This is a genomic window from Paenibacillus dendrobii (genome assembly GCF_009807035.1).
GTDB classification, from domain to species: Bacteria; Bacillota; Bacilli; order Paenibacillales; family Paenibacillaceae; genus Paenibacillus_AQ; species Paenibacillus_AQ dendrobii.
In genome coordinates, this window is record NZ_WUBI01000004.1 from 496,853 (window position 1) to 520,871 (window position 24,019).

Sequence of the window (24,019 nt, forward strand, 5' to 3'; positions counted from 1 at the left end):
TATTTTCATCTTACCGCTCTGAAATAGGGTATAATGGTACGAGAAGTCACAATAGCACGAAATTTCAGGGAGGTATTTCAAGAGATGAAGATTGCTGTGGGAACAGACCACGCGGGAGTGCGTTTAAAAGAAGACATCATTGCCGTCATTCGGGAGATGGGACATGAGGTTACGGACGTAGGGTGCAGCTGTGCTGACTCTGTGGATTATCCTGACTACGCCCTGCCTGTATGCGAGCAGGTAACCTCGGGCGAGGCTGATCGCGGCATTCTGATCTGCGGAACTGGAATTGGTATGAGCATTGCAGCAAACAAGGTTCCCGGCATTCGCTGCGCACTGGTGCATGATGTGTTTTCCGCCAAGGCGACCCGCGAGCATAACGATTCCAATGTCCTCGCGATGGGCGAACGCGTCATTGGCCCGGGCCTTGCGCAGGAAATCGTGAAGACCTGGATCGGTACGCCGTTCAGCGGAGGTGAGCGGCATGTCGGACGCGTAAACAAAATCAAGGCCATTGAGGACCGTTATCTGCAGCATTAGGGAGGTGTTCGTATGGAAAACACCCATTCGGGTGTCCCATCGGAAGTTTCACTAAAAGAGCAAGTGTCGGTAATTTTACGCGAGCTGGCAGAGGCTGCCGCACTTGGACCCGGCAAGGTAGTCGTTGTCGGGACCAGCACCAGTGAAGTAGCAGGACGCCGCATCGGCACTTCGGGAGCCCTTGAGGTGGCAAACGAGCTATTAGAAGGCATTGATAAGGTTCGGGGGGAATATGGCTTTGAAGTCGTATTCCAGTGCTGCGAGCATTTGAATCGTGCGCTGGTGATGGAACGCTCCTTACTGGAAAGCTTGGGTCTGACCGAAGTTGCTGCCGTTCCGGTTCCCAAGGCAGGAGGCTCCATGGCGAGTGCGGCGTACCGGTCCATGAAGAGCCCGTGTCTGGCCGAAGCCATCGAGGCTGATGCCGGCATCGACATCGGTGAAACGCTGATTGGCATGCATTTGCGGCGTGTGGCCGTTCCTTACCGTACACAGCTTCGCTATGTCGGGGAAGCGCGTGTGAATACTGCCTATACCCGGCCCAAGCTGATTGGCGGGGAGAGAGCAGTATACAGGATGGATGCTCAACCCGAAGAAGGAAACGCCCATCTTTGCGATTAAACAACTAAAAAAGAGAATTTATATTCAAGGGAGGAACAAGGAATTATGGATCAATTGCGTAAGAAGGACCCGGCTGTACTGGATGCGATGAATTTGGAACTGAAACGTCAGCGCAGCAACATCGAGCTGATTGCCTCGGAGAATATTGTCAGCGAAGCGGTGATGGAAGCCATGGGCTCCGTCCTGACGAATAAATATGCGGAAGGTTACCCAGGTAAACGTTTCTATGGCGGCTGTGAGCGTGTTGACATCGTCGAGGATATTGCCCGTGACCGTGCGAAGGAATTATTCGGCGCAGAGCATGTTAACGTTCAGCCGCATTCCGGCGCTCAAGCGAATATGGCGGTATACCTTGCTGCCCTTAAACCTGGCGATACCGTGCTTGGCATGAACTTGGCTCATGGTGGACACCTGACGCACGGCAGCCCGGTTAACGCGTCCGGCCTTCTTTACAATTTCGTGGCCTATGGCGTTCAAGAAGACAGCTTCCTGATCGATTATGATGAAGTTCGCAAAGCTGCCTTCAAGCACCGTCCTCGTCTGATCGTTGCCGGTGCCAGCGCCTATCCGCGTGCAATTGATTTCGAAGCCTTCGCTTCCATCGCGAATGACGTGGGCGCACTGTTCATGGTCGATATGGCGCATATTGCCGGACTGGTTGCTGCAGGCGTTCATCAAAGCCCGGTGCCTCATGCTCATTTCGTTACGACCACAACGCATAAAACACTGCGCGGACCTCGTGGCGGCATGATTATGTGCAGAAAGCCATGGGCACAGGCTATCGATAAGGCCGTATTCCCGGGTTCCCAAGGCGGACCGCTGATGCATGTGATTGCATCCAAAGCTGTCGCTCTCGGTGAAGCGCTGGATCCATCCTTCAAAACCTATGCCCAAAACGTCGTGAAAAACGCCAATGTGTTGGCTGAGACTTTGATCAGCGAAGGCTTGAACATCGTTTCCGGCGGAACAGACAACCACTTGATGCTGGTGGATACGCGCAGCGTGAATATCACTGGCAAAGAAGCGGAAAAGGTTCTGGACTCGATTGGCATCACGGTCAACAAAAATGCTATTCCTTTCGATCCAACCAGCCCGTTTGTAACCAGCGGTATCCGGATCGGTACCCCTGCCGCTACTTCGCGGGGCATGGACGAGGATGCGATGGTAAAAATTGGCCAAATCATCGCCATGACGCTGAAACAGCCTAAGGATGACACCGTTTTGACTAAAGCTGCTGCCCTGGTGAAGGAATTGACGGATCAATATCCGCTTTACCCTGAATTGACTTACTAATTTAACATATTTGGACGCTTTCGATATATAGAAAAAAGGCTGGAGGCCTGGCCTCCAGCCTTTTTTTTATAGTCATTTCGGGGACATCGTGCCCTTACAAACATCAGATAGCCTTTTCCCATGAAAGTCCCGTTGTCACAAAAGGTTTAATTTGCGGCATATTATGGCGAAAATAAACATGTCTTATGTAAATGAATTGAAATAGAGAAGCATCCGCTCATTAAGAATAGGGCAAGCAGGATAAGGGTGAAACAAGCTTTAATTCATTTTATGTAGGTGCAATTTCATTTCAGGGAATGATATAATAAACAGGATTTGTGTACCTGCACGTATTTGCGCAAGGCAAAACCGGCACTGGCAGCACTAAGACTTACAATTACCGGAGGGACAAAACAATGGGAAAACTGGTGATTTGTGATCACCCTTTGATTCAACACAAGCTGACATTTATCCGTGATGTGCGGACAAACACAAAGGATTTTCGTGAACTTGTAGATGAGGTTGCTTCTTTGATGGCTTATGAGATTACACGTGAGGTTCCACTTGAAACGGTTAAGGTCCAAACACCTGTAGCCGAAATGGACGGCAAGGTTCTCGCCGGACGCATGCTTGGGCTTATCCCGATTTTGCGTGCGGGTCTTGGCATGCTCGACGGGATGCTAAAACTGATCCCTGCAGCGAAAGTAGGGCATGTCGGCCTGTTCCGTGACCCTGAAACGCTGCAGCCCGTAGAATACTACACCAAGCTGCCTACAGATGTAACTGAGCGCGAGCTGATTGTGATCGATCCGATGCTGGCTACTGGCGGATCGGCGATTGCGGCGATTGACGTGCTGAAAAAACGCGGTTGCACCCAGATTAAGATGATGAATCTGATCGCTGCCCCAGAGGGTGTTAGAGCGGTACAGGAAGCTCATCCTGATGTGGACATCTATGTTGCTGCTCTCGACGAAAAATTGGACGACCATGGATATATCGTACCGGGTCTTGGTGACGCGGGAGACCGTCTATACGGAACCAAGTGAAGCGAAAAGAGGGTATAACTCATGTCTAAAATAAAAGTAATGACCATTTTCGGGGTGCGCCCGGAAGCCATTAAGATGGCTCCGCTCATTCTGGAACTGGAAAAACATCCCGAGCATATCGAATCGGTGGTCTGCGTTACCGCGCAGCACCGCCAAATGCTGGATCAGGTGTTGGAAGTTTTCAAAATTACGCCGGATTACGATCTGGATGTCATGAAGGACCGCCAGACGCTGAATGAAATTACCATCCGCGTGCTGGAAGGGCTGGAGCCTGTTCTGCGTGAAGCGAAGCCGGATATCGTACTGGTGCATGGGGATACGTTAACGACCTTCCTGGCCAGCTATGCATCGTTCCTGCAGCAGATTCAAGTAGGACATGTGGAGGCGGGACTACGCACCTGGAACAAGCTTTCTCCTTATCCCGAAGAGATGAATCGGCAGCTTACGGGCGTTCTTGCGGATCTTCACTTTGCGCCAACCGAATGGTCTGCGGGCAATTTGAAAAAAGAGAATAAAAATGAATCAAGAATATATGTCACAGGCAACACGGTGACCGATGTGTTTCAATATACCGTACGGCCTGACTACCACCATCCCGTACTAGACTGGGCCGCAGGCAAAAGGCTTGTTCTCATGACGGCCCATCGCCGGGAATCCCAGGGTGAACCGCATATGAATATTTTCCGGGCTGTCAAGCGGATTGCCGACGAGTTTGAGGACATTGCCATCGTTTACCCGGTGCATCCGAGTCCGGCAGTCAAAGAACCAGCACATGCTGTACTGGGCGGACATCCTAGAATCAAACTAATTGAGCCGCTGGATGTCGTGGACCTGCATAATTTCTATCCTCATACCCATTTGATTCTGACGGATTCCGGCGGACTCCAGGAAGAAGCCCCTTCTTATGGCGTTCCTGTACTTGTGCTCCGTGATACGACCGAGCGTCCGGAAGGAATAGATGCCGGTACACTCGAACTGGTAGGAACGGATGAAGAGACCGTTTACGAGCGCACCAAAAAATTGCTCAGCGATCAGGCCCTTTACGACTCGATGAGCGGGGCGGCAAATCCGTATGGAGACGGCAAAGCTTCAGAACGGATAGTTCAGGCGATTTTGCATCATTTTGGCATCAAAAACGAGCGTCCAGAACAATTTCACAGAAAGTTCACAAAGGAAAGTTAAGCCATATTCTTAGGGCTAAGAGTACAGCATACAGTTAAACTGTACGGTTTACACGGTTTTGAAGCGTTTTGCTGTGATTATTTTCATAGTTTCAGGCTGAAATGACATGCATTCGCTCAATTGACAAACTCTTGTGACATTCAGTAAAATGAACTGGGATTATGAGGGTGGACTGAAAATGAGTAAACCTGAAAAGCCGCTAAAAACCAATAAAAACAATGCAAGCCCTATGAAATATATGGGACTTGTAAGCGCAATCGGAATTGACCTGGCAGCATGCACTTTGGGGGGCTTTTATCTGGGCTCCTGGCTGGACAAGGTTTTGGGAGGACCAGGACTGTGGATCGCCTTTGGCGTTCTGCTTGGGCTCCTGATCGGCGGCGTAAGCGTTTTTATGATCACCAAGGCAGTCATGGGGGAAAGTGATGAATGAATTATGGAAATACCGCAGGGTATTGACCAGAACCACACTTTATTTCCTGGCCCTTTGCTTTTTGGGTGCTGCTGTCTTTCCGCAATACCGGAGCATTGCGCTAGGTATGGTGCTTGGCTCCAGCGTAAGTTTGCTTAACAGCTTTTATCTGGGGTACAAGGTGCAGAAAGTGTTGGATACTGTCACCGGCGGAGAAGGTAAAAAGGTGAATATGGGGTTTATGACCCGCGCTGCCATAAGCGTGCTGGCCGTTGTAGTGGCTTATCAGAAGCCGGAGACGTTCAATCTTTACGCTGTTGCAGCTACCCTGATCTTATCGCAGTTCCTTCTCTTATTCATAGGAATTCGATTGTCTCGTAAGGAAGAGTAGATTGTTCAACTGAGAAAGGGGTGAGAAAAACATGCATAAATCACCGATTATTGAATTGGGCGGCATTCCATTTGACCTTTCCATTATCCTGATGCTCATCGTGACATGTATTGTCGTCTTCGTGATTGCCAAGTTGGCAACCCGAAATCTGTCTGTGGAAAATCCGGGCAAACTGCAAAACTTCATGGAATGGGCAGTTGAATTCGTTCAAGGCCTGATTTCGAGTACGATGGACTGGAAAAAAGGGAAGCACTTCTTGTCTCTTGGCCTCACGTTCATCATGTTCATCTTCGTAGCGAACTTGCTGGGTTTACCGTTTGGTATCGTCACTGATTACCATGATGCGAGCCATGCTCACATCTTCGGTAAGGAGATCACATCCGTGACGGAAGAGTTTGCGAAACATCCGGATGTTGAAGAAGTTGGAGTTGCTTGGTGGAAATCGCCGACGGCCGACGCTTCGGTAACGATGGCACTGGCTTTGATTGTCTTCCTGCTGTCGCATTTCCTCGGAATAACGAAGAATACGAAGAGTTATTTTAAACACTATTTCCAGCCGTACTGGTTCTTCTTCCCGATCAACGTCATCGAACAGTTCGCTAAACTGCTCACGCAGGGCATGCGTCTATTCGGTAACATTTTCGCGGGTGAAGTTCTGATCTCCGTATTGCTGAAATTGACAGCGCTTGGCGCTGTGGGCTGGGTTGCTTCCGCACTCGGACTCGTTGTTTGGCAGGGCTTCAGTATTTTCGTCGGCGCCATTCAGGCCTTCGTCTTTACGATCCTGACCATGGTGTACATCTCGCAAATGATCGAGACGCACGACGAACACGAACATTAGCTTCAACAGTTAAGCTGAAGCAATGCTTCACTCTTAACTAAAACATAAATTCTAACAAATACACATCTCTAAGGAGGATTTTACAAATGGGAGTTTGGGCATTTTTGGCAGCTGCTATCGCAGTAGGTTTGGGCGCACTTGGCGCAGGTATTGGTAACGGTTTGATCGTAAGTAAGACAGTTGAAGGTATCGCTCGTCAACCAGAAGCGAAATCCACGCTTCAAACAACAATGTTTATCGGTGTAGGTCTGGTCGAAGCCCTTCCAATCATCGGTGTAGTACTCGCGTTCTTGTTCTACGCAGGAGCATAATTTAAAACGAGCAAGGTTTGGCGGGGAAGGCCACGGCCATCCGCGCCTTCTTTTTAGCCGTCAGAATGATTCTTTCGGAAGCGAGAGTGAACGGCAGTGTACGTGCACCGGAAAGGAGTGACTAGATTTGAGTATTAACATCGCGTCTTTTGTACTCGCGTTAATCGCATTTGTGATTTTGTATCTGCTTCTCAACAAGTATGCTTTCGGACCGCTCTTTTCCATCATGGAAAAACGCCGCGAGCTGGTGATGCAGCAAATGAACGAAGCATCGCAAACCCGTGATCAGGCAGTCGCTTATGTAGAGGAGCAAAAACAAGCTCTCGAGGCGGCTCGCAAGGAAGCATACGAAATTATCGAACAATCCAAACAAACGAGCAGCAAACAGGCTGATCAGTTGATGGCACAAGCGAAGGAAGAAGCGTCCCGCATCAAAGAAGAAGCGGTTCGCGACATCGCAAGCGAAAAGAACAAGGCGGTTCAGGAACTGCGCAACGAAGTGGGCGCCGTGTCTGTGAAGATCGCTTCCAAGCTGCTTGAAAAAGAAGTGAGCAGCAACAATGTACAGGAAGAGCTCGTGGACCAATACCTTAAAGAGGTAGGGGGCAGACCATGAGCCGGGACACAATAGCAGCCAAGCGTTACGCAAAGGCGCTGTTTGAAGTGGCTGCACAGCAGCAGAAGACGCTGGAAGTGGAACAGGAACTGAAGGCTGTCGTGGAAGCCATTGCGGCGAGCGATGATGTGCAGAAGTTTATCTCCACACCCAACATTTCCGAATCAGTGAAACTGGATGTGCTGAAGAGAGCCCTTCAAGAGAAAGTATCCCAGCCGGTCATCAATACCATTGAACTGCTCATTGAGCGGGGCAGAGCTGATACCCTTTCGGATCTTCTGGATAGCTATATCCGGATCGAAGGCGAAAGCCTCGGCATTGCGGATGCTATGGTGTACTCCACTTATCCGCTGAGTGAGCAGGAGCAGGAGGCCGTTGCTGCACAATTTGGAGCCTTGGCTAACAAGAAAATTCGCGTGAACAACGTGGTTGATAAAAGTCTGCTCGGCGGCGTGAAAGTCATCATCGGCGATATGCTGTATGACGGCAGTCTGGCAGGGAAACTGGAACGGCTTGAAAAGTCTTTTATTAGACAAGCACAGTAGATAGGGGTGAAGACACTTGAGTATCAGACCTGAAGAAATCAGTACGCTGATTAAAAGTCAAATTGAACAATATAAATCAGATATCGAGGTATCCGAAGTCGGTACCGTTATTCAAGTAAGCGACGGTATTGCTCGTGTTCACGGTATTGAAAACGTAATGTCCGGCGAGCTCGTGGAATTCGCAAACGGTGTCTCCGGTCTTGCGCTGAACCTTGAAGAAAGCAATGTCGGTGTCGTTATCCTGGGACCTTACAAGGAAATCAAAGAAGGCGACCAAGTGAAACGTACCGGCCGCATCATGCAGGTTCCTGTAGGCGAAGGACTTCTCGGACGTGTTGTTAACCCTATGGGTGAACCGCTGGATGGCAAAGGCCCGATTGAAGCCGCTGAATACCGTCCGGTAGAGAACATGGCTCCTGGCGTTATCGATCGTAAATCGGTACATGAGCCAATGCAAACGGGTATCAAGGCCATTGACGCCATGGTTCCAATTGGCCGTGGCCAGCGCGAGCTCATCATTGGTGACCGTCAAACCGGTAAAACCCAAATTGCAATCGATACGATCATTAACCAAAAGGGCAATGGCGTAAAATGTATCTATGTTGCAATCGGACAAAAGCAATCTACTGTAGCACAGGTGGTCGAATCTCTCCGTCGTCATGGCGCGCTTGATTACACGATCATCGTTACAGCATCGGCTTCCGAGCCATCCCCACTCCTGTACATCGCTCCTTATGCGGGCTGTGCAATGGGTGAGTACTTTATGTATAAAGGCGAGCATGCGCTGATCATCTATGATGACTTGTCCAAACAAGCAGCTGCATACCGCGAACTTTCCTTGCTCTTGAAGCGTCCTCCAGGCCGCGAAGCATATCCTGGTGACGTATTCTATCTGCATTCCCGTTTGCTGGAACGTGCAGCGAAGCTGAGTGATGCATTGGGTGGAGGTTCATTAACCGCTTTGCCATTCATTGAAACACAAGCTTCCGACGTATCGGCATACATTCCGACGAACGTAATCTCGATTACGGACGGTCAGATTTTCCTTGAATCCGAGCTGTTCTATGCAGGTCAGCGTCCGGCGATCAATGTGGGTATCTCCGTATCCCGTGTCGGCGGTTCCGCGCAAATCAAGGCCATGAAAAAAGTAGCCGGCGGTATGAAGCTCGACCTTGCCCAATACCGTGAGCTTCAAGCGTTCTCCCAGTTCGGTTCCGATTTGGATAAATCCACGCTTGCCCGCTTGAACCGTGGTGCAAGACTGATGGAAATTCTGAAGCAAGGGGTTAACCAGCCGCTCCAGGTTGAGCAGCAGGTTGCCAGCTTGTACACGGCAGTTAGAGGCCATTTGGATGACATTCCAGTGGGCGATATCCGCCGCTTCGAAAAAGAATTCCTGGCATTCCTGGCGAGCAATCATCCGGAAATCCTGGCTTCCATTCGTGATACCAAAGATCTGGTCGCTGACAATGAAGCGGCTTTGAAAGATGCGATCGCAAAATTCAAAAGAGGCTTTGCTGTGATGGCGTAAGTCATTAACATGAACCGGGCCGCAAGGCTCGGATTCATCTTTTTCAGATATAAGCGCTTTGACACTGCAGTCAAAGCTTAGCTATTGCTTTCGAAGTAAACTTTGGCTCTGCCAAAGTTCGATTTACGCTTACGAAGTTAACTTTGGCTTCGCCAAAGTTTGAAGGTGGTGAAAACATGGCAAGAGGATTGCGTGAAATAAAACGTCAGATCAAGAGTATTCAAGGTACGAAGCAAATCACGAAAGCGATGGAAATGGTTGCTGCCTCCAAGCTTAGAAAAGCTCAGGAAATGGCACAGCATGCACGTCCATACTCGGATAAGCTGAAAGAAGTGGTGTCCAGCATCGCTTCGGGTACGAAAGGCATCAAGCATCCGATGTTTGAGAAACGTCCCGTGAAAAAGACCGGTTACCTGGTTATTACCTCGGACCGTGGTCTTGCCGGTGGATATAACGCCAACATTTTGAAAAAAGTGATGACGACAATCAAAGAGAAGCACAAGTCGACTGATGAATACGTTATTTTCGTCATCGGACGTAAAGGTCGTGACTACTTCCGCCGCCGCGAAATGCCGGTTGTGAAGGAAGTTACCGATTTGTCCGATACGCCTTCCTTCTCGGATATCAAGTCGATCGCTTATGCGGCGGTCCGTCAGTTTGAAGATTCTCAGATCGATGAACTGTTTATCTGCTACAACCGCTTCGTGAACGCACTGACTCAGGTTCCTGAAGTGGATCAGCTTCTGCCAATGGAAAGCATGGAAAGTCAAACAACCGGCGTAACGGCAAGCTACGAGTACGAACCGTCTCCGGAAGGCGTGCTTGAAGTGCTTCTGCCAAGATATGCGGAAACGTTGATTTTCAGCGCGCTGCTGGACGGCAAAGCGAGTGAGCTCGGAGCGAAGATGACAGCGATGGGCGCTGCGACGAAGAATGCATCCAAACTGATTGGCGATTTGACACTTACGTACAACCGTGCGCGTCAGGCTGCCATTACTCAAGAAATTTCCGAGATCGTGGCCGGAGCGAACGCTCAGGCATAAGAATAATGTTTTATGTATCAATGACAAACCCCATGAACGGAATATGGCGTTAAGCTACTTGCAGCTTACGATGATGGTTTGCATATAAGCAGACTTGTAGGAGGGAATCAAAAAGATGAACAAAGGACGCGTAATCAGCATTATGGGTGCGGTTGTCGACATCGAGTTTGAAAGAGGTCAACTTCCGGAAATCTTCAATGCGATTAAAATTGAGGGCACTGTCGCTGGCGGACGCCAAATTGACTTGACCCTGGAAGCTTCAAACCATCTGGGTGATAACATCGTACGTTGTATCGCGATGTCGTCCACAGACGGCCTGGTTCGTGGATTGGAAGCTGTCGATCAAGGCGCTCCAATTTCGGTTCCGGTAGGTTCCGTAACACTTGGCCGTGTATTTAACGTTCTCGGCCAGCCGATTGACCAAGCGGGTGATGTGGTTGCTGAAGTGAACAACCCAATTCACCGCGAAGCTCCAAAATATGATGAGCTGTCCACACAAGCTGAAATGCTTGAGACAGGAATCAAGGTTATCGACCTTCTTGCTCCTTACCAAAAGGGTGGTAAGATCGGTTTGTTCGGAGGCGCGGGTGTAGGTAAAACCGTTGCGATCCAGGAACTGATCAACAACATCGCGCAGGAACACGGCGGTATCTCCGTATTTGCGGGTGTTGGTGAACGTACTCGTGAAGGTAATGACTTGTATCATGAAATGAGCGACTCCGGCGTTATCAGTAAGACCGCGATGGTATTCGGACAAATGAACGAACCACCGGGTGCGCGTCTTCGCGTAGCATTGACAGGCCTGACGATGGCGGAATACTTCCGTGACGAAGAAGGCAAAGACGTGCTGCTCTTTATCGACAACATTTTCCGCTTTACCCAAGCCGGTTCCGAAGTATCCGCCTTGCTCGGCCGTATGCCGTCCGCGGTAGGTTATCAGCCTACGCTGGCAACGGAAATGGGTCAGCTGCAAGAGCGTATCACTTCCACGAAAAAGGGCTCTGTAACATCCATTCAGGCGATCTACGTGCCTGCGGATGACTACACTGACCCGGCTCCTGCAACGACATTTGCTCACTTGGATGCTACAACGAACCTTGAGCGTAAAATCTCCGAGATGGGTATTTACCCAGCGGTGGATCCACTCGCTTCAAGTTCCCGTATCCTGGCACCTGAAATTGTAGGCGAAGAGCATTATAACGTAGCTCAAGGCGTTAAGCAGCTTCTTGCCCGCTATAATGAGCTTCAAGATATTATCGCAATCCTCGGTATGGATGAGCTGAGCGAGGACGACAAACTGCTCGTAGCTCGTGCGCGTAAAGTACAACGTTTCTTGTCCCAACCGTTCCACGTTGCGGAAGCATTTAACGGCATGCCAGGTACGTATGTACCTGTCAAAGAAACGATCCGCAGCTTCAAGGAAATCCTTGATGGTAAACACGATGATCTTCCTGAAGCAGCTTTCCTCTTCGTAGGAACGATCGACGAAGCCGTAGAAAAAGCAAAAACACTGGAATAGGTCCTGCAAGGGAAGCTATAGCTTGCCGAAGCGAGCTGTTCAGGAGGGATGAACGTGAGTACCTTTTTATTGGAAATTGTGACGCCGGATCACTTGGCATATTCCGGAGAGGTAGAAAGCCTGACGGTTCGGGGAGTGGAAGGCGATCTCGGTATCTTGCCGGGACACATTCCTATGGTTACCCCGCTTCAAGTCGCTCCACTTATCATCAAAACTGGCAAGAAAACAAGCCAGATCGCGGTGAATGGCGGCTTTGTGGAAATCCGTAAGGACAAGGTGGTTGTTTTGGCAGAAAGCGCCGAAACGGCCGAAGAAATCGATCTGCAGCGTGCTGAGGCTGCCAAGGAACGCGCGGAGCGTCGCCTTGCAGTCAGCGGCAAGCAGGATGAAGTTGATTTCCGCCGCGCCGAACTGGCTCTGCAAAAAGCCATTAACCGGATCACCGTTTTTGGCGGTAAAAAGTAAATAAGCTGTCCAGCCCGTCTCTGTCGTTTGGAGACGGGCTGTTTTTTTGTAAGAGCTGTTGAATAAGGGTACAAAAAGTAGAATCAGAAGTTATTATTGGGAATATTTCCGAGGAAATGAACCAACATATGTAGAGAAAGCGCTTTATCGAAAAAGAATTTGGTAATTACGAATTTGATGCTGGATTCTTTGGTCGCTGCCCAGTATTATATAATAGTCCCTTTGAATGTATGATGATGGGTCAATTCGAAAAAGATGGAGGTGTCATAATGGATTCAAACCTCAAGAACAACCTGGTGGGCAGTATGGGTGTCAGCGGTCTGATCTCGATTATCGTCTCTCTGATCTGTATTGGTCTGTCTTGGTGGGCTCTGCAGAATCTGAAGCTAGACCTGTTCATTCGCTTTCCCAAGAGCGCACAGGGCAAGCTGCTTCATCTGCTGCTGGCCATCGTTTTGGGACATTTCGTAGCTAAGTTCCTGCTTGATTACTTGAGTTGGAGCCAAATGGTTAAGTATATGTTTTAACGAAGCCTTCTTTGGTTATATCTCTGTTAGGTTGTTGTCACACAGGATGTCGGATGGACAATGAATGTGTCGAATAATAACATTTTTTTATGTCAACAATGAATACAACAGTATAAAATGAACTAAAGCATAATATAATGCCTTCTGAATTACCCGATGAGATGACAGGAGAAGGTTTGTCTCTTCTTTAGTTCAATTTATAAAAGATTTCATGCTGGTAAAACCCCGTGTTAAACAATTGATTTTGGGCTTTGCGCAGCAGATTCGGTGTGCACGAAAATCCCTCTGCTTCATTGACAGATCCGGCTGAGTTCAGGCAATAGGCCTTCAGTCCCAGGATCAGCCGTGTTTTGGGTCTCATTCGCCAAAAAACGCTTGTATCCATGAAAAGGTCGGTGTTATGATGGAAGTTAGGGAATTAGCAATGTAATTTCTTGAAAATACAGAATTTGTGGAAAAAAATGAACGCGGAGGGAATCATGATGAGCAAATTTATCGTCCGCGGTGGCAATAAACTGACCGGAAGCGTGAAAGTCAGCGGAGCAAAAAATTCAGTTCTTCCGATCATCGCTGCCTCTCTTCTTGGGGAAGAAGGAGTAAGTGTCATTTATGACGCACCTCCTCTTGACGATGTAATTACAATCAGCAAAGTGTTGGAATCGATAGGTGCAAGCATTACATACGAAAATGATGTAATGAGGGTTGATGCCCAAGCTATTTCCTCTTGCGAAGCACCTTACGAATGGGTGCGAAAAATGCGTGCGTCTTTTCTGGTCATGGGTCCTTTGCTCGCAAGAATGGGGCATACGAGGATTTCTCTGCCGGGCGGCTGCGCAATTGGAACAAGACCGATTGATCAGCACTTGAAAGGCTTTGAAGCTTTAGGTGCCGAGATCAGCCTTGGACAAGGATACATTGAGGCGAAAATGAATGGCAGACTGCGTGGGGCTAAAATCTATCTGGATGTAGCCAGCGTAGGCGCTACTGAAAATATTATGATGGCCGCCACTCTTGCTGAAGGCGTGACCGTAATCGAAAATGCGGCGAAAGAGCCGGAAATTGTCGATTTGGCCAACTACCTGAACGGAATGGGTGCCAATGTTCGCGGTGCGGGCACAGGCGTGATCCGGATCGAAGGCGTCGAAAAAATGCATGGTACAGATCATACGGTCATTCCTGACCGGATTGAAGCTGGTACTTACATGGTGGCCGCAGCGATCACCGGCGGCGATGTGTATGTCGAAGGAGCGATAGCGGACCACCTCGGCCCAGTGATTGCGAAGCTGGAAGAGATGGGCGTTTCCATTGAACCGGATGAGAACGGCGTGCGTGTCACGGCGGATCAGCCGCTGAAGGCTGTGGACATTAAAACTCTTCCTTATCCAGGCTTTCCAACCGACATGCAGTCACAAATGATGGCCTTGCTGCTGAAATCCCAAGGCACGAGCGTGGTAACCGAGACCGTCTTTGAGAACCGTTTCATGCACGTGGATGAATTTCAACTCATGAATGCAGAGATCAAGGTAGAAGGCCGTACAGCAATTGTTACTGGCGGAGCGAATCTGAAAGGCGCGAAAGTATGCGCTACGGATTTGCGTGCAGGAGCAGCTTTGATTCTGGCGGGCCTTATTTCGGAAGGAACCACAGAAGTGAGCGGAACGCACCATATCGACCGCGGATATGTGGATCTGGCCGAGAAGCTTTCCGGGCTGGGCGCCGATATCTGGCGCATCTCCGTGGAAGAGCCTGTGCTGGACCAACCGGTCATTGCGAAGAAAAAGGTGGAACTGGAAGAAGAGGTGGAAGTTCCTCTGTTCAATGTTCAGCCAACCTGGGTATAACCGTTTTCGGTTCTCTTATGAGAAACGAGAATAACATTGTACTGGAAAAAGGCAATAACCTGGACTGTAAATGATTATAAAATCTCAGGAAAGACCGAACCCTTCGGGGTTTGGTCTTTTTTGCTTGTTCCGCTTGTTCCTCCCATATGAATCCTCCTATTCTCTCAAAAACGGTTCTATCATTTGTAATTGGCTCATAACTATCATTATCGGGTCTAAGAGGCGCGAAAGATTAAGATAGTGCCGACGTTCAAATTGAACGGCGGTTCCGAATCCGGATCCGAGGAAATTTGAGTGTCTGAATCAAACAGATGATCAACGACAAATGGAGGTAGGAAACATATGAACGACCCGCGGACACAAATTAAAGTATCTGTTGCGCAGAGAAATAAAACGGCAGGGCCGGACATTCCTATAGATCAGCCGGATGCAAAAGCTGCAGCAGGGGGCGGGCGGGAACGGATCCCGGCCGGAGGGCCAGTATCGGGCCTGCGGCCTCAGCCCGATGCTGGCCCCAGGCCCAAGCCCCGGCAGCACCTCAGCGGGCTGCCGGGTGCTTCTGTGCAGACGCCACAGGCCGCTGCTGCGCCAGAGATGCCGGAGCCGCGTGAACCGCTCCGGCATCCACAGCCGGGCGAGCCCGTAGGCGCCCGGCGGCCATGGGCCACGCCGCCTACAAGCGGCCGCAGCGGCGCCAGGTGGCCGCACCGCCCGGGCAGCGCCCGCAGAGTGCCCCCCGCTGCTTACTGGGCGGGGGGGCTGCTCACGCTGGCGCTGCTGATCCCTGCGCTTGTGGTGGCAACGCACCACAAGGAAGTGCCTAACCCGGCGCCCATACCTGCGCCGACCGCTCCGGCAACAGTGCCTCAAGTACTGACACAGCCGCAGGTGTCCGTCTATCTATCAAAGACGGGCAAGGTGGAGACATTGTCACTAGAAGACTATGTTGTTGGCGTAATCGCCGCAGAGATGCCGGCGGAATTCGATTTAGAGGCGCTTAAGGCACAAGCGGTTGCGGCACGGACATTTATCGTACGCAGACTGGCGGACGGGGATAAGAGCGGCGTACCCGGCTTGCAGGCGGATGTGACCGATACCGTTAACCACCAGGCCTATCTCTCTAAGGAACAGCTCGAGACACAGTGGAAGGGAAAGTCCGAGCAGCTGGCCAAGATAAAGCGCGCGGTTGAGGAGTCCCGGAATACCATCATGACCTATAAAGGCAAGCCTATTACAGCTTCCTTCTTCTCTACCGGCAACGGATATACCGAAAACTCAGAAGATTATTGGAGCCAGAACATCCCGTACCTCCGCAGCGTGGCTAGTCCATGGGACAAGCAGGCGCCGGGATACGAAGAAACCGTAAAAATGAGCCGGGGAGACTTTCTGACCAAACTCGGATTGGCAGGCAAGAGCGTACCGGCTGCGACGATGGGAGAGAATCAACCTTTCATAGAGGTTCTATCATCGACCGCGGGACATCGCATCAAGGAGATTACAATCGGAGGGGTAAAGTTCACTGGCCGTGAAGTGCGTGAGAAATTGGGTCTCCGTTCCAGTGAATTTAGCTGGAAGACCTCCGGCGATGATGTACTGATCACAACATACGGTTACGGGCACGGCGTGGGCATGAGCCAGTGGGGAGCGGAAGGAATGGCCAAGGAAGGTTATACGGCAACCGAAATTATGAAACACTACTATACTGGCATCCAATTTTCGAAAGCTTCGGATTTCGTTAAAAAGTAGTTTTCGCCTCATACCCGTTCCTTTGATATCGAGTCATCACTATTAGAGGAATCCGGCGAGGAATATAGAAAACAGAATGAGAGATACAGAATGCAGAGAGTTCTATAGATGCAACATCTTTTTCATTACCTGTCACGGTAGAGAGATTGAGAGGTGCAGCCAGGCTGATGCCTCTGGTCAAGCCCGGTAGCTTCGGCTTTGCAGAGTTACAAATGATCATGCTCTATCCTTTTAGAAAAAATAATATAAGAGATACGTATAAAAGGTTTGACCCCGGTAACAATGATTACTGAGGTGATAACCATATGAATGAACAAAACAAAAGTAATCAAAACCATGGAGAAACTCCTAAAAAATCACAGGGAGAGCTGGTTAGCCAGCCGTCTGCATGGAAAAAGCTGTTGTCCAAACGGTGGGTATACCCGGCAGCTTACGTGGCCGCAGCAGCAATTATACTAACCTTAGTTTGGGTCTACCAGGATGCCAGCCAGAAGAAACTCGCTCAAGACCCTGCTAAAGTATCGGAGACTGCAACGGCCCCTACCACGAATGAAGCGGGTAAGGATGCTGCCAAGGATCCAAATGCTGTAGAAGTCACTGCAACAGTCGTAGACCTGGCATGGCCGGTAGCCGATGCCAAGGATGTCAAAGTCGTGAAGCCGTTCTTTGAGGAAAATGGAACTGCCGAGAACAATCAGGCAGCCATGGTGCAGTACAACGACACGTTTACGCCGAACATCGGTGTAGACTTGGGCCGTGAAGACGATAAGACGTTTGAAGTCAAAGCAGCACTTGACGGTAAAGTAAGCCGTGTGGAACTGAACCCGCCGCTGACGGGTACGGTCATCGAAATCACGCATGATAATGACGTGAAAACGGTATACCAGGCTCTCTCCGATGCGAAAGTCAAAGTTGGGGATACGGTAAAACAAGGCGACACGATCGGTACGGCCGGACGCAGTGAAGTCGAAAAGGAACTTGGCAACCATGTACACTTTGAAGTGTATGAAAAGGGTACGCCGATGAATCCGGAAGATCTGCTTCCCAAAAAATAAGAAAAACGTCTGTCGAAGCGGAAGTTTTTCTTACGGGATCAGGAGCGCATGCTTCGGTACATCAACCTTCTGATCTCAAAAAACGGCATGAAAAAGGCAGGGAAATCCCTGCCTTTTTTGCGTGCTCCCGAAAATAAATGGGCCTTGCGTAGCTTGTCAGGTCCTGAAAGCGCGAATATATAGGCACGCCCCTCATATAATGTACCAAACTATCCACAGTAGGGAGGCGGGAGCGTGCACGATTACATCAAGGAACGGACGATTAAAATTGGACGTTGTATCGTGGAGACAAAGCACACGGTCCGGACAATTGCCAAAGAATTTGGCGTATCAAAAAGCACAGTGCATAAGGACTTGACCGAACGCTTGCCGGAGATCAATCCGGATCTGGCAGACCAGGTTAAGCATATTCTCGAATATCACAAATCGATCCGTCATCTCCGCGGAGGGGAAGCCACGAAAATCAAGTACAAAAAGACGAAAAAGCGCGAAGCCGTGGCATCGGCCAAATCATAGTTTTTGCGAAGGAAAAGCCGCTTTAAGCCATTGAATCCGTCCCCTGAAGTATGATATGTTAAAAGATGGTATAAGGTCGAAAATTGTGATCCCTGCATCCCTATTATACATATTCCTGCCGCATCTTGTCGAAAAGGGACTTTCAAAAGGCTCAGGGACTCTTTTACCATAAAATATGACTTTGGGGGCTCTTTTCATGATGTTTAGCAAGGATATTGGGATTGATCTGGGCACGGCTAACGTGCTGATACATGTCAAAGGAAAGGGAGTTGTTCTTGACGAACCTTCCGTCGTGACGATCGAAAGTGACACCAAACGAGTCCTTGCCGTAGGTGAAGAAGCACGCAGAATGGTGGGGCGTACTCCGGGCAACATCGTGGCTATCCGTCCGTTGCGTGACGGTGTTATCGCCGACTTTGCCATTACGGAAGCAATGCTTAAATATTTTATTGACCGTGTCGGAGGACGCAGTTGGAGCAGTCGTCCCCGCATTCTCATCTGCGCGCCGACCAATATTACGTCGGTTGAACAGAAAGCGATCCGTGAGGCAGCCGAACGTAGTGGGGCTAAAGATGTGTTTTTGGAAGAAGAACCCAAGGCCGCGGCAATTGGTGCGGGAATGGATATTTTCCAACCTAGCGGTAATATGGTAGTTGATATTGGTGGCGGTACAACGGATGTTGCTGTGCTTTCCATGGGCGACATCGTGACCGCTTCTTCTATTAAAATGGCGGGGGACAAGTTCGACGAGTCCATCGTCAAATATATCAAGAATAAATATAAATTGCTGATCGGTGAGCGCACCTCCGAAGATATCAAGATCAACATCGGAACCGTGCGTCCGGGAGGACGCCAGGAAGAAATGGATATCCGTGGACGCGATATGGTGTCCGGGCTGCCGCTTACGGTCAATATTTCCTCTAGTGAAATCCAAGAAGCTCTCTGGGAGCCGGTATATTCCATCGTGACTGCAGCCAAATCGGTACTGGAACGCACACCGCCGGAATTATCAGCGGACATTATCGACCGTGGCGTTATTCTGACAGGCGGCGGAGCGCTCCTGAACGGACTGGACGAGCTGCTGGCCGAGGAACTTCGCGTTCCGGTGCTGATCGCAGAGGATCCGATGCATTGTGTCGTTAAGGGCACAGGCATTATGCTGGATAATTTGGATAAAGTGGTTAAGAAATCGTTCTAAGCCACCGATATATATAAATAAATGAAAGAAGAAATAGGTAGAGCATCTACAACACCACATCATTAAATGGTGATGGTAACAAAACGAGATTTTGTTCTATCTATAATGCTAAATGAAATTATGGGTTTATCGCGACCCATTTATTATAAAACCGGATGATGCTAGCACAGGAATTTGGACTAGATAGCACAACCATGAAAGGGGTGCCCCACTCGCATGATTAGAGGACTATACACAGCCGCCGCCGGTATGCTGACCCAGGAGAACCGACATGATACAGCGGTACAAAACTTAGCCAACGTGAACACGCCCGGATACAAACAGGTAAATAGCGTTGCCCGGTCTTTTCCGGAAATGTTGCTGACAATGTTGGGCGGAACCAGTGATGCGCCTGTTTCAACCATCGGCAAGCTGAACACGGGTGTGTTTGCGGAAGAGGCTTTGTCGATGTATCAGCAGGGTGTCATCAAAGCTAGCAGCAATCCGACGGATTTTGCGCTGGTTTCCGATATGGAAATGACGGATCCTGCCACCGGACAAAACATTTCGTTTGACGGTTCGGGCAAATATCTCAGTGCTAACGGAGATGTCATTTATAAGCCTGAAGCTTTCTTCACGGTGGAAGATCAGGATGGACAGACACGCTACACGAAAGACGGCAATTTCAAGGTCAGTACGGACGGAAGATTGCTGACTTCAACGGGCTACCAGGTATTGGATGGCAATAACCGGCCAATTGTGTTGACAGGCTCTGTGGACAGCTTTAAAGTGGACGAGCAGGGGTATGTTCTAGACCCGAATACTGGAGCACGAGGGCAGCGAATCGGTGTGTCCGTCGTGGGCCAGCCTTACCAAATGGTGCGTGACGGCGAAGGCGTATTCCGGATCGATGATCCGCAGGGAGCCGATGTCCGTGCACTTGGCATAAACGATAGGGTGGAAGTGCGTCAAAACTACCTTGAGAGCTCGAACGTGAATGCGTCCGAGGTTGTGGTGGACATGAATACGGCACTGCGTGCCTATGAGGCCAATCAGAAGGTCATTCAATTTTATGATAAAAGCTTGGATAAAGCCGTTAATGAAGTAGGCAAGGTATAAGGCCGACGAGGCATAAGGGAGGTTTATGATGAATAACTCCATGATCAGCGCATTGGTATCCATGAACAGCATTCAGCGGAAACTGGATGTCATTGCTGACAACATCGCGAACCTGGATACGGTGGGATATAAACAGAAGCAGACCTCTTTTGAGGATACGCTGACTTCAGTCATGCAGCAGCCTAAAGATTTTCAGCAGCAGGGCAGATTTTCACCTCTGGGATATACAACCGGATACGGCGTCCGTACGGGAGATGTCACACGGGATATGACCCAAGGGCCTATGGACCAGACAAACAATCCGTTAGACCTCGCTATCGAGGGCAGCGGCATGTTCGCGGTTGAAGCTTATGGAAATCGTGCGTATACACGGGAGGGGGGCTTTCACTTTGCTCCCGATCCAAGCGAGCCAGGTTCCATGGTGTTACTGAATAATCAAGGATATTTTGTGCTGAATGATAAAGATGAACATATCAAGGTATCGGATAAAGCTAAGGTAGCGATTGATTCCCATGGGCGGGTGATGGTGGACGAGAACGGCACCATTACGGCAGCAGATACGCTCAAAGTGCTTAAGCCGTCTCGTGAGGATGCGCTTCAGCAGATGGACGAAAATCTCTTCGTGGTTCCGACGAGCTTGACGGAGAATCAAGTGTTTGAGACACCGCCTACGGGTGGCGGCATTCCTCAGGGTACCTCGATCCGCTCAGGCTACCTGGAGAAATCCAATGTGGACTATATGAGCCAAATTACGGATATGATGCAAATGCAGCGCGCCTACCAGTTGGCTGCACGGGCAATTACTTCGAGCGACATGATGATGAACCTGGCCAACAATATGCGGGGTTAAGGTGGAAGCGGCTATGAATGAAAACAATAAGCCTGCTGACAAGCTGACGAGAATCCAGAACCGAAAAGAGCCGCCCGCAAAGACCGGATCGGATGGGGATAACCAGAAGCCGGCCAGGAGAAAGACGGCTCGCTGGAGAATTGTCATTCGTTGGATGATTCCGCTGTTCCTGCTGCTCGCTTTATTAGGAGGAATGACTGTCGGATACGTAGTCATTGGCAAGCAAAGCCTGTCAGAGGTTTTCGAATGGAAGACATGGCAGCACGTCATCGACTTGGTCTTTGCTCCTTAACGCCAGTGAGCTATATCCACAGATGGACTATAAGACTCCCCCGCTCGGCTGGGGGAGTTTTCTTTTTTGGCTCGGAAAATGTATAATGATGGGGGACTTGGGGTCAACAAAAGGGCCCCGTCCGCGCCACTGCGGTTAGACCGTGGCTTGCGGAAAGAGCCCCTTATCTGAACCTTCACTTCTGCAGTTGGTGAAGGATAACTATAGTTTTTTCCGTATATTCGTGTTTTTATGCAAAATAGCAGGATTTAAAGGCTTAAACAGCCTAAATTGCCAATTTCGGAAGGAGATTTGATGTCGTGCTAAATGTCAAAGAAATTATGGAGATTATTCCTCATCGTCCTCCATTTTTGCTGGTGGATCGGATTGTGGAAATGGAGGTTGGCAAGCGTGCAGTCGGCATTAAGAATGTGACGATTAACGAGCCGTTTTTTACTGGCCATTTTCCCGAATATCCGGTAATGCCAGGAGTCCTAATCACCGAAGCTTTGGCTCAAGTGGGGGCTGCCGCAATTTTACAGGAAGAGAGTAATAAAGGCAAAATTGGCTTTCTGGCAGGGCTTGACGGCTTCCGTTTCAGGGGACAGGTTGTACCCGGGGATACGCTTCGTTTGGAAGTGGAGATAACTCGGTTAAAAGGTAGTATAGGCAAGGGGCATGCCATTGCCAAGGTTGAGGATAAGGTTGTTGCTGAAGGTGAGATTATGTTCGCTTTGTCCGATCCTTCCAAAGCCTAAATACGATACCAAACAACCGTAACGGTGAAAGGGGAAGCACTATGACACAATTAAGCAAATCGGCAGAAGAGAATGTACAACGGTGGTTGTCGGATACTTCGATTGACGAAGAGACCAAACAGGAGCTTCAGGGCCTGCATGAGCAAACGCAGGAGCTGGAAGACCGTTTCTATAAAGATTTAGAATTCGGAACAGGCGGTCTTCGCGGCATCATCGGCGCAGGAAGCAATCGGATGAATCGTTATACCGTCGGTAAGGCAACGCAGGGTTTTGCACGCTACATATTGGAGCAGCACGGCCAGGCAGAAGGTAAGCCATCGGTTGTGATTGCTCACGATTCACGCCATTTTTCTCCGGAATTTGCGCTCGAAGCCGCGCTGGTGCTTGCGGGCAACGGCATAACAGCGAAGCTCTTTCCTTCCCTGCGTTCAACGCCTCAGCTTTCTTTTAGTGTGCGCCATTTAGCAGCTACAGGCGGCATTGTGGTCACGGCAAGCCATAATCCCCCGGAATATAACGGGTACAAGGTATACAACGCCGAAGGCGGTCAGCTTGTACCGGATCAAGCCGAGAAGGTCATTGGCTACATCCAGGAGGTTGATTCTTTTGCTTCGGTGAAACGACTTGAACAGTCCGAAGCAGAAGAGAAGGGACTGTTGGTTTGGCTTGGTGAGGCAGATGATGAGGCTTTTACGGACACTGTCGCCGCAACCAGCGTTAACCGGGATCTGATCCGGAAGAAGCTAGGCCAAGAGTTTAAAATTGTATATACCCCGCTGCATGGAACAGGTAACATTCCCGTGCGCAGCGTGCTTGAGAAGGTCGGATTCTCGAATGTTCATGTTGTTGCAGAGCAGGAACAGCCCGACGCTGAGTTCTCGACCGTGAAATCCCCTAATCCGGAGGAGCGGGAGGCCTTTACGCTGGCGATGAAGCTCGGCAAGGATATCGGAGCAGACATCCTGATTGGAACAGATCCGGACTGCGACCGGATGGGCGCTGTCGTGCTGAATGATGCTGGCGAATATGAAGTGCTTTCCGGTAACCAATCCGGCGCTATTATGATTCATTACCTGCTGAGCCAGTTCAAAGAACAAGGCAAACTGCCTAAAAACGGAGCGGTCATCAAAACGATCGTAACCAGCGAAATGGGAGCTGCCATTGCTCGTCACTATGGGGCTGAGATTTTCAACACGCTGACCGGATTCAAATATATCGGCGAGAAAATGACCGAATTCGAAAAAACCGGCAGTCATACGTATTTATTCGGATATGAGGAAAGCTATGGTTATCTCGCTGGCAGCTATGCCCGCGACAAAGATGCCGTGCTTGCTTCGCTCCTGATCTGTGAGGCGGGAGCCTATTACAAGGCGCAAGGCAAGACGTTGTATGATGTGCTTCGGGAATTGTATGAACAGTTTGGATATTTCCGCGAAATGTTGGAATCCCGCACGTTGAAGGGCAAGGACGGTCTGGCTCAAATTCAGGCGAAAATGACCGACTGGCGCGCAAATGCGCCGGAGAAGGTTGCCGGAGCATCCGTGAAGGAAGTTCTGGATTACTCTAAGGGTCTGAACGGCTTGCCTCAGGAAAACGTGCTGAAATATATGCTGGATGACGGCTCATGGTTCTGCTTGCGCCCATCCGGTACGGAACCGAAGATCAAAGTATATTTTGCGGTACGGGGATCTTCGCTGGCTGATGCCGAAGAGCGGATTCAGAAGCTTGCGGCTGAAGTCATGGCGCGGGTAGACGCTTAATAATTCAAGATATGGATAGTCTGCAAGGCCGCCGCGACCGCTGTGGCTTTGCGGAGTTATAACG

The 24,019-nt window shown here is 49.8% G+C and carries 27 protein-coding genes; 26 read left to right on the forward strand and 1 reads right to left on the reverse strand.

Features of this window, described 5'->3' with window-relative positions; translation table 11 throughout:
* Nucleotides 1-84 precede the first annotated feature (84 nt).
* The 16 genes from rpiB (at nucleotide 85) to GRF59_RS23550 (ending at nucleotide 12,862) form a co-directional block, all read left to right on the forward strand.
* Complete coding sequence (rpiB, locus tag GRF59_RS23475; RefSeq protein WP_160500133.1) at nucleotides 85-540, forward strand: ribose 5-phosphate isomerase B; 456 nt, start codon at nucleotides 85-87, stop codon at nucleotides 538-540.
* A gap of 12 nt (nucleotides 541-552) precedes the next feature.
* A complete protein-coding gene (locus GRF59_RS23480) occupies nucleotides 553-1,161 on the forward strand; it encodes a TIGR01440 family protein (RefSeq protein WP_160500134.1) in 609 nt (202 codons plus the stop codon).
* Nucleotides 1,162-1,203: 42 nt separating this feature from the next.
* A complete protein-coding gene (locus GRF59_RS23485) occupies nucleotides 1,204-2,454 on the forward strand; it encodes a serine hydroxymethyltransferase (RefSeq protein WP_160500300.1) in 1,251 nt (416 codons plus the stop codon).
* Between the two features lie 395 nt (nucleotides 2,455-2,849).
* Nucleotides 2,850-3,479: a uracil phosphoribosyltransferase gene (gene upp / locus GRF59_RS23490; protein WP_160500135.1), complete on the forward strand. Its 630-nt coding sequence runs from the start codon at nucleotides 2,850-2,852 to the stop codon at nucleotides 3,477-3,479.
* 21 nt (nucleotides 3,480-3,500) lie between these two features.
* Nucleotides 3,501-4,661, forward strand: a complete 1,161-nt coding sequence (gene wecB / locus GRF59_RS23495) for a non-hydrolyzing UDP-N-acetylglucosamine 2-epimerase (RefSeq protein WP_160500136.1) — start codon at nucleotides 3,501-3,503, stop codon at nucleotides 4,659-4,661.
* A gap of 178 nt (nucleotides 4,662-4,839) precedes the next feature.
* Nucleotides 4,840-5,094 (forward strand): AtpZ/AtpI family protein, encoded by a 255-nt coding sequence (locus tag GRF59_RS23500; protein ID WP_160500137.1) that lies wholly within the window; start codon nucleotides 4,840-4,842, stop codon nucleotides 5,092-5,094.
* Entirely contained in the window at nucleotides 5,087-5,464 is a 378-nt protein-coding gene (locus GRF59_RS23505; RefSeq protein WP_160500138.1) for an ATP synthase subunit I, read from the forward strand. Before GRF59_RS23500 ends, GRF59_RS23505 begins: the two co-directional genes overlap by 8 nt.
* Before the next feature lie 31 nt (nucleotides 5,465-5,495).
* Nucleotides 5,496-6,305, forward strand: coding sequence for a F0F1 ATP synthase subunit A (gene atpB / locus GRF59_RS23510; protein ID WP_160500139.1), 810 nt, complete (start codon nucleotides 5,496-5,498; stop codon nucleotides 6,303-6,305).
* Nucleotides 6,306-6,391: 86 nt separating this feature from the next.
* Complete coding sequence (gene atpE / locus GRF59_RS23515) at nucleotides 6,392-6,616, forward strand: F0F1 ATP synthase subunit C (RefSeq protein WP_036706394.1); 225 nt, start codon at nucleotides 6,392-6,394, stop codon at nucleotides 6,614-6,616.
* Between the two features lie 127 nt (nucleotides 6,617-6,743).
* Nucleotides 6,744-7,232, forward strand: coding sequence for a F0F1 ATP synthase subunit B (gene atpF, locus GRF59_RS23520; RefSeq protein WP_160500140.1), 489 nt, complete (start codon nucleotides 6,744-6,746; stop codon nucleotides 7,230-7,232).
* Nucleotides 7,229-7,777: a F0F1 ATP synthase subunit delta gene (locus tag GRF59_RS23525; RefSeq protein ID WP_160500141.1), complete on the forward strand. Its 549-nt coding sequence runs from the start codon at nucleotides 7,229-7,231 to the stop codon at nucleotides 7,775-7,777. Before atpF ends, GRF59_RS23525 begins: the two co-directional genes overlap by 4 nt.
* 16 nt (nucleotides 7,778-7,793) lie before the next feature.
* Entirely contained in the window at nucleotides 7,794-9,308 is a 1,515-nt protein-coding gene (atpA, locus tag GRF59_RS23530; protein WP_160500142.1) for a F0F1 ATP synthase subunit alpha, read from the forward strand.
* A 176-nt stretch (nucleotides 9,309-9,484) separates the two neighbouring features.
* A complete protein-coding gene (atpG, locus tag GRF59_RS23535; RefSeq protein ID WP_160500143.1) occupies nucleotides 9,485-10,351 on the forward strand; it encodes an ATP synthase F1 subunit gamma in 867 nt (288 codons plus the stop codon).
* Between the two features lie 115 nt (nucleotides 10,352-10,466).
* A complete protein-coding gene (gene atpD / locus GRF59_RS23540) occupies nucleotides 10,467-11,870 on the forward strand; it encodes a F0F1 ATP synthase subunit beta (protein ID WP_160500144.1) in 1,404 nt (467 codons plus the stop codon).
* Nucleotides 11,871-11,924: 54 nt separating this feature from the next.
* Nucleotides 11,925-12,335, forward strand: coding sequence for a F0F1 ATP synthase subunit epsilon (locus tag GRF59_RS23545; protein WP_160500145.1), 411 nt, complete (start codon nucleotides 11,925-11,927; stop codon nucleotides 12,333-12,335).
* 269 nt (nucleotides 12,336-12,604) lie between these two features.
* Nucleotides 12,605-12,862, forward strand: coding sequence for a DUF1146 family protein (locus GRF59_RS23550; RefSeq protein ID WP_160500146.1), 258 nt, complete (start codon nucleotides 12,605-12,607; stop codon nucleotides 12,860-12,862).
* A gap of 187 nt (nucleotides 12,863-13,049) precedes the next feature.
* Here the strand turns inward: GRF59_RS23550 and GRF59_RS23555 are convergent, their stop codons facing one another.
* Complete coding sequence (locus tag GRF59_RS23555) at nucleotides 13,050-13,223, reverse strand: hypothetical protein (RefSeq protein ID WP_160500147.1); 174 nt, start codon at nucleotides 13,221-13,223, stop codon at nucleotides 13,050-13,052.
* 121 nt (nucleotides 13,224-13,344) lie between these two features.
* Here GRF59_RS23555 and murA point away from each other — a divergent pair, with 121 nt between their 5' ends.
* From murA to GRF59_RS23605, 10 genes are all read left to right on the forward strand, one after another.
* The gene (gene murA / locus GRF59_RS23560) at nucleotides 13,345-14,703 is read left to right on the forward strand and encodes a UDP-N-acetylglucosamine 1-carboxyvinyltransferase (protein WP_202128822.1); all 1,359 of its coding nucleotides are present in this window, start codon (nucleotides 13,345-13,347) and stop codon (nucleotides 14,701-14,703) included.
* A 342-nt stretch (nucleotides 14,704-15,045) separates the two neighbouring features.
* On the forward strand, nucleotides 15,046-16,449 hold the full coding sequence (gene spoIID / locus GRF59_RS23565; RefSeq protein ID WP_237391996.1) for a stage II sporulation protein D: 1,404 nt from the start codon (nucleotides 15,046-15,048) through the stop codon (nucleotides 16,447-16,449).
* A gap of 305 nt (nucleotides 16,450-16,754) precedes the next feature.
* Nucleotides 16,755-17,504 carry a M23 family metallopeptidase gene (locus GRF59_RS23570; RefSeq protein ID WP_160500149.1) on the forward strand — a complete coding sequence of 250 codons (750 nt, stop codon included), beginning with the start codon at nucleotides 16,755-16,757 and terminating at the stop codon, nucleotides 17,502-17,504.
* 234 nt (nucleotides 17,505-17,738) lie between these two features.
* Entirely contained in the window at nucleotides 17,739-18,020 is a 282-nt protein-coding gene (gene spoIIID / locus GRF59_RS23575) for a sporulation transcriptional regulator SpoIIID (protein ID WP_036715046.1), read from the forward strand.
* Nucleotides 18,021-18,219: 199 nt separating this feature from the next.
* On the forward strand, nucleotides 18,220-19,218 hold the full coding sequence (gene mreB / locus GRF59_RS23580; protein ID WP_202128853.1) for a rod shape-determining protein: 999 nt from the start codon (nucleotides 18,220-18,222) through the stop codon (nucleotides 19,216-19,218).
* A 216-nt stretch (nucleotides 19,219-19,434) separates the two neighbouring features.
* On the forward strand, nucleotides 19,435-20,316 hold the full coding sequence (locus tag GRF59_RS23585; RefSeq protein WP_160500151.1) for a flagellar hook-basal body protein: 882 nt from the start codon (nucleotides 19,435-19,437) through the stop codon (nucleotides 20,314-20,316).
* A 28-nt stretch (nucleotides 20,317-20,344) separates the two neighbouring features.
* On the forward strand, nucleotides 20,345-21,166 hold the full coding sequence (locus GRF59_RS23590) for a flagellar hook-basal body protein (protein WP_160500152.1): 822 nt from the start codon (nucleotides 20,345-20,347) through the stop codon (nucleotides 21,164-21,166).
* 13 nt (nucleotides 21,167-21,179) lie between these two features.
* Entirely contained in the window at nucleotides 21,180-21,458 is a 279-nt protein-coding gene (locus GRF59_RS30320) for a DNA-directed RNA polymerase subunit beta (RefSeq protein WP_160500153.1), read from the forward strand.
* 299 nt (nucleotides 21,459-21,757) lie between these two features.
* Nucleotides 21,758-22,195: a 3-hydroxyacyl-ACP dehydratase FabZ gene (fabZ, locus tag GRF59_RS23600; RefSeq protein WP_160500154.1), complete on the forward strand. Its 438-nt coding sequence runs from the start codon at nucleotides 21,758-21,760 to the stop codon at nucleotides 22,193-22,195.
* 41 nt (nucleotides 22,196-22,236) lie between these two features.
* Nucleotides 22,237-23,955, forward strand: coding sequence for a phospho-sugar mutase (locus tag GRF59_RS23605; RefSeq protein ID WP_160500155.1), 1,719 nt, complete (start codon nucleotides 22,237-22,239; stop codon nucleotides 23,953-23,955).
* Nucleotides 23,956-24,019: the final 64 nt, after the last annotated feature.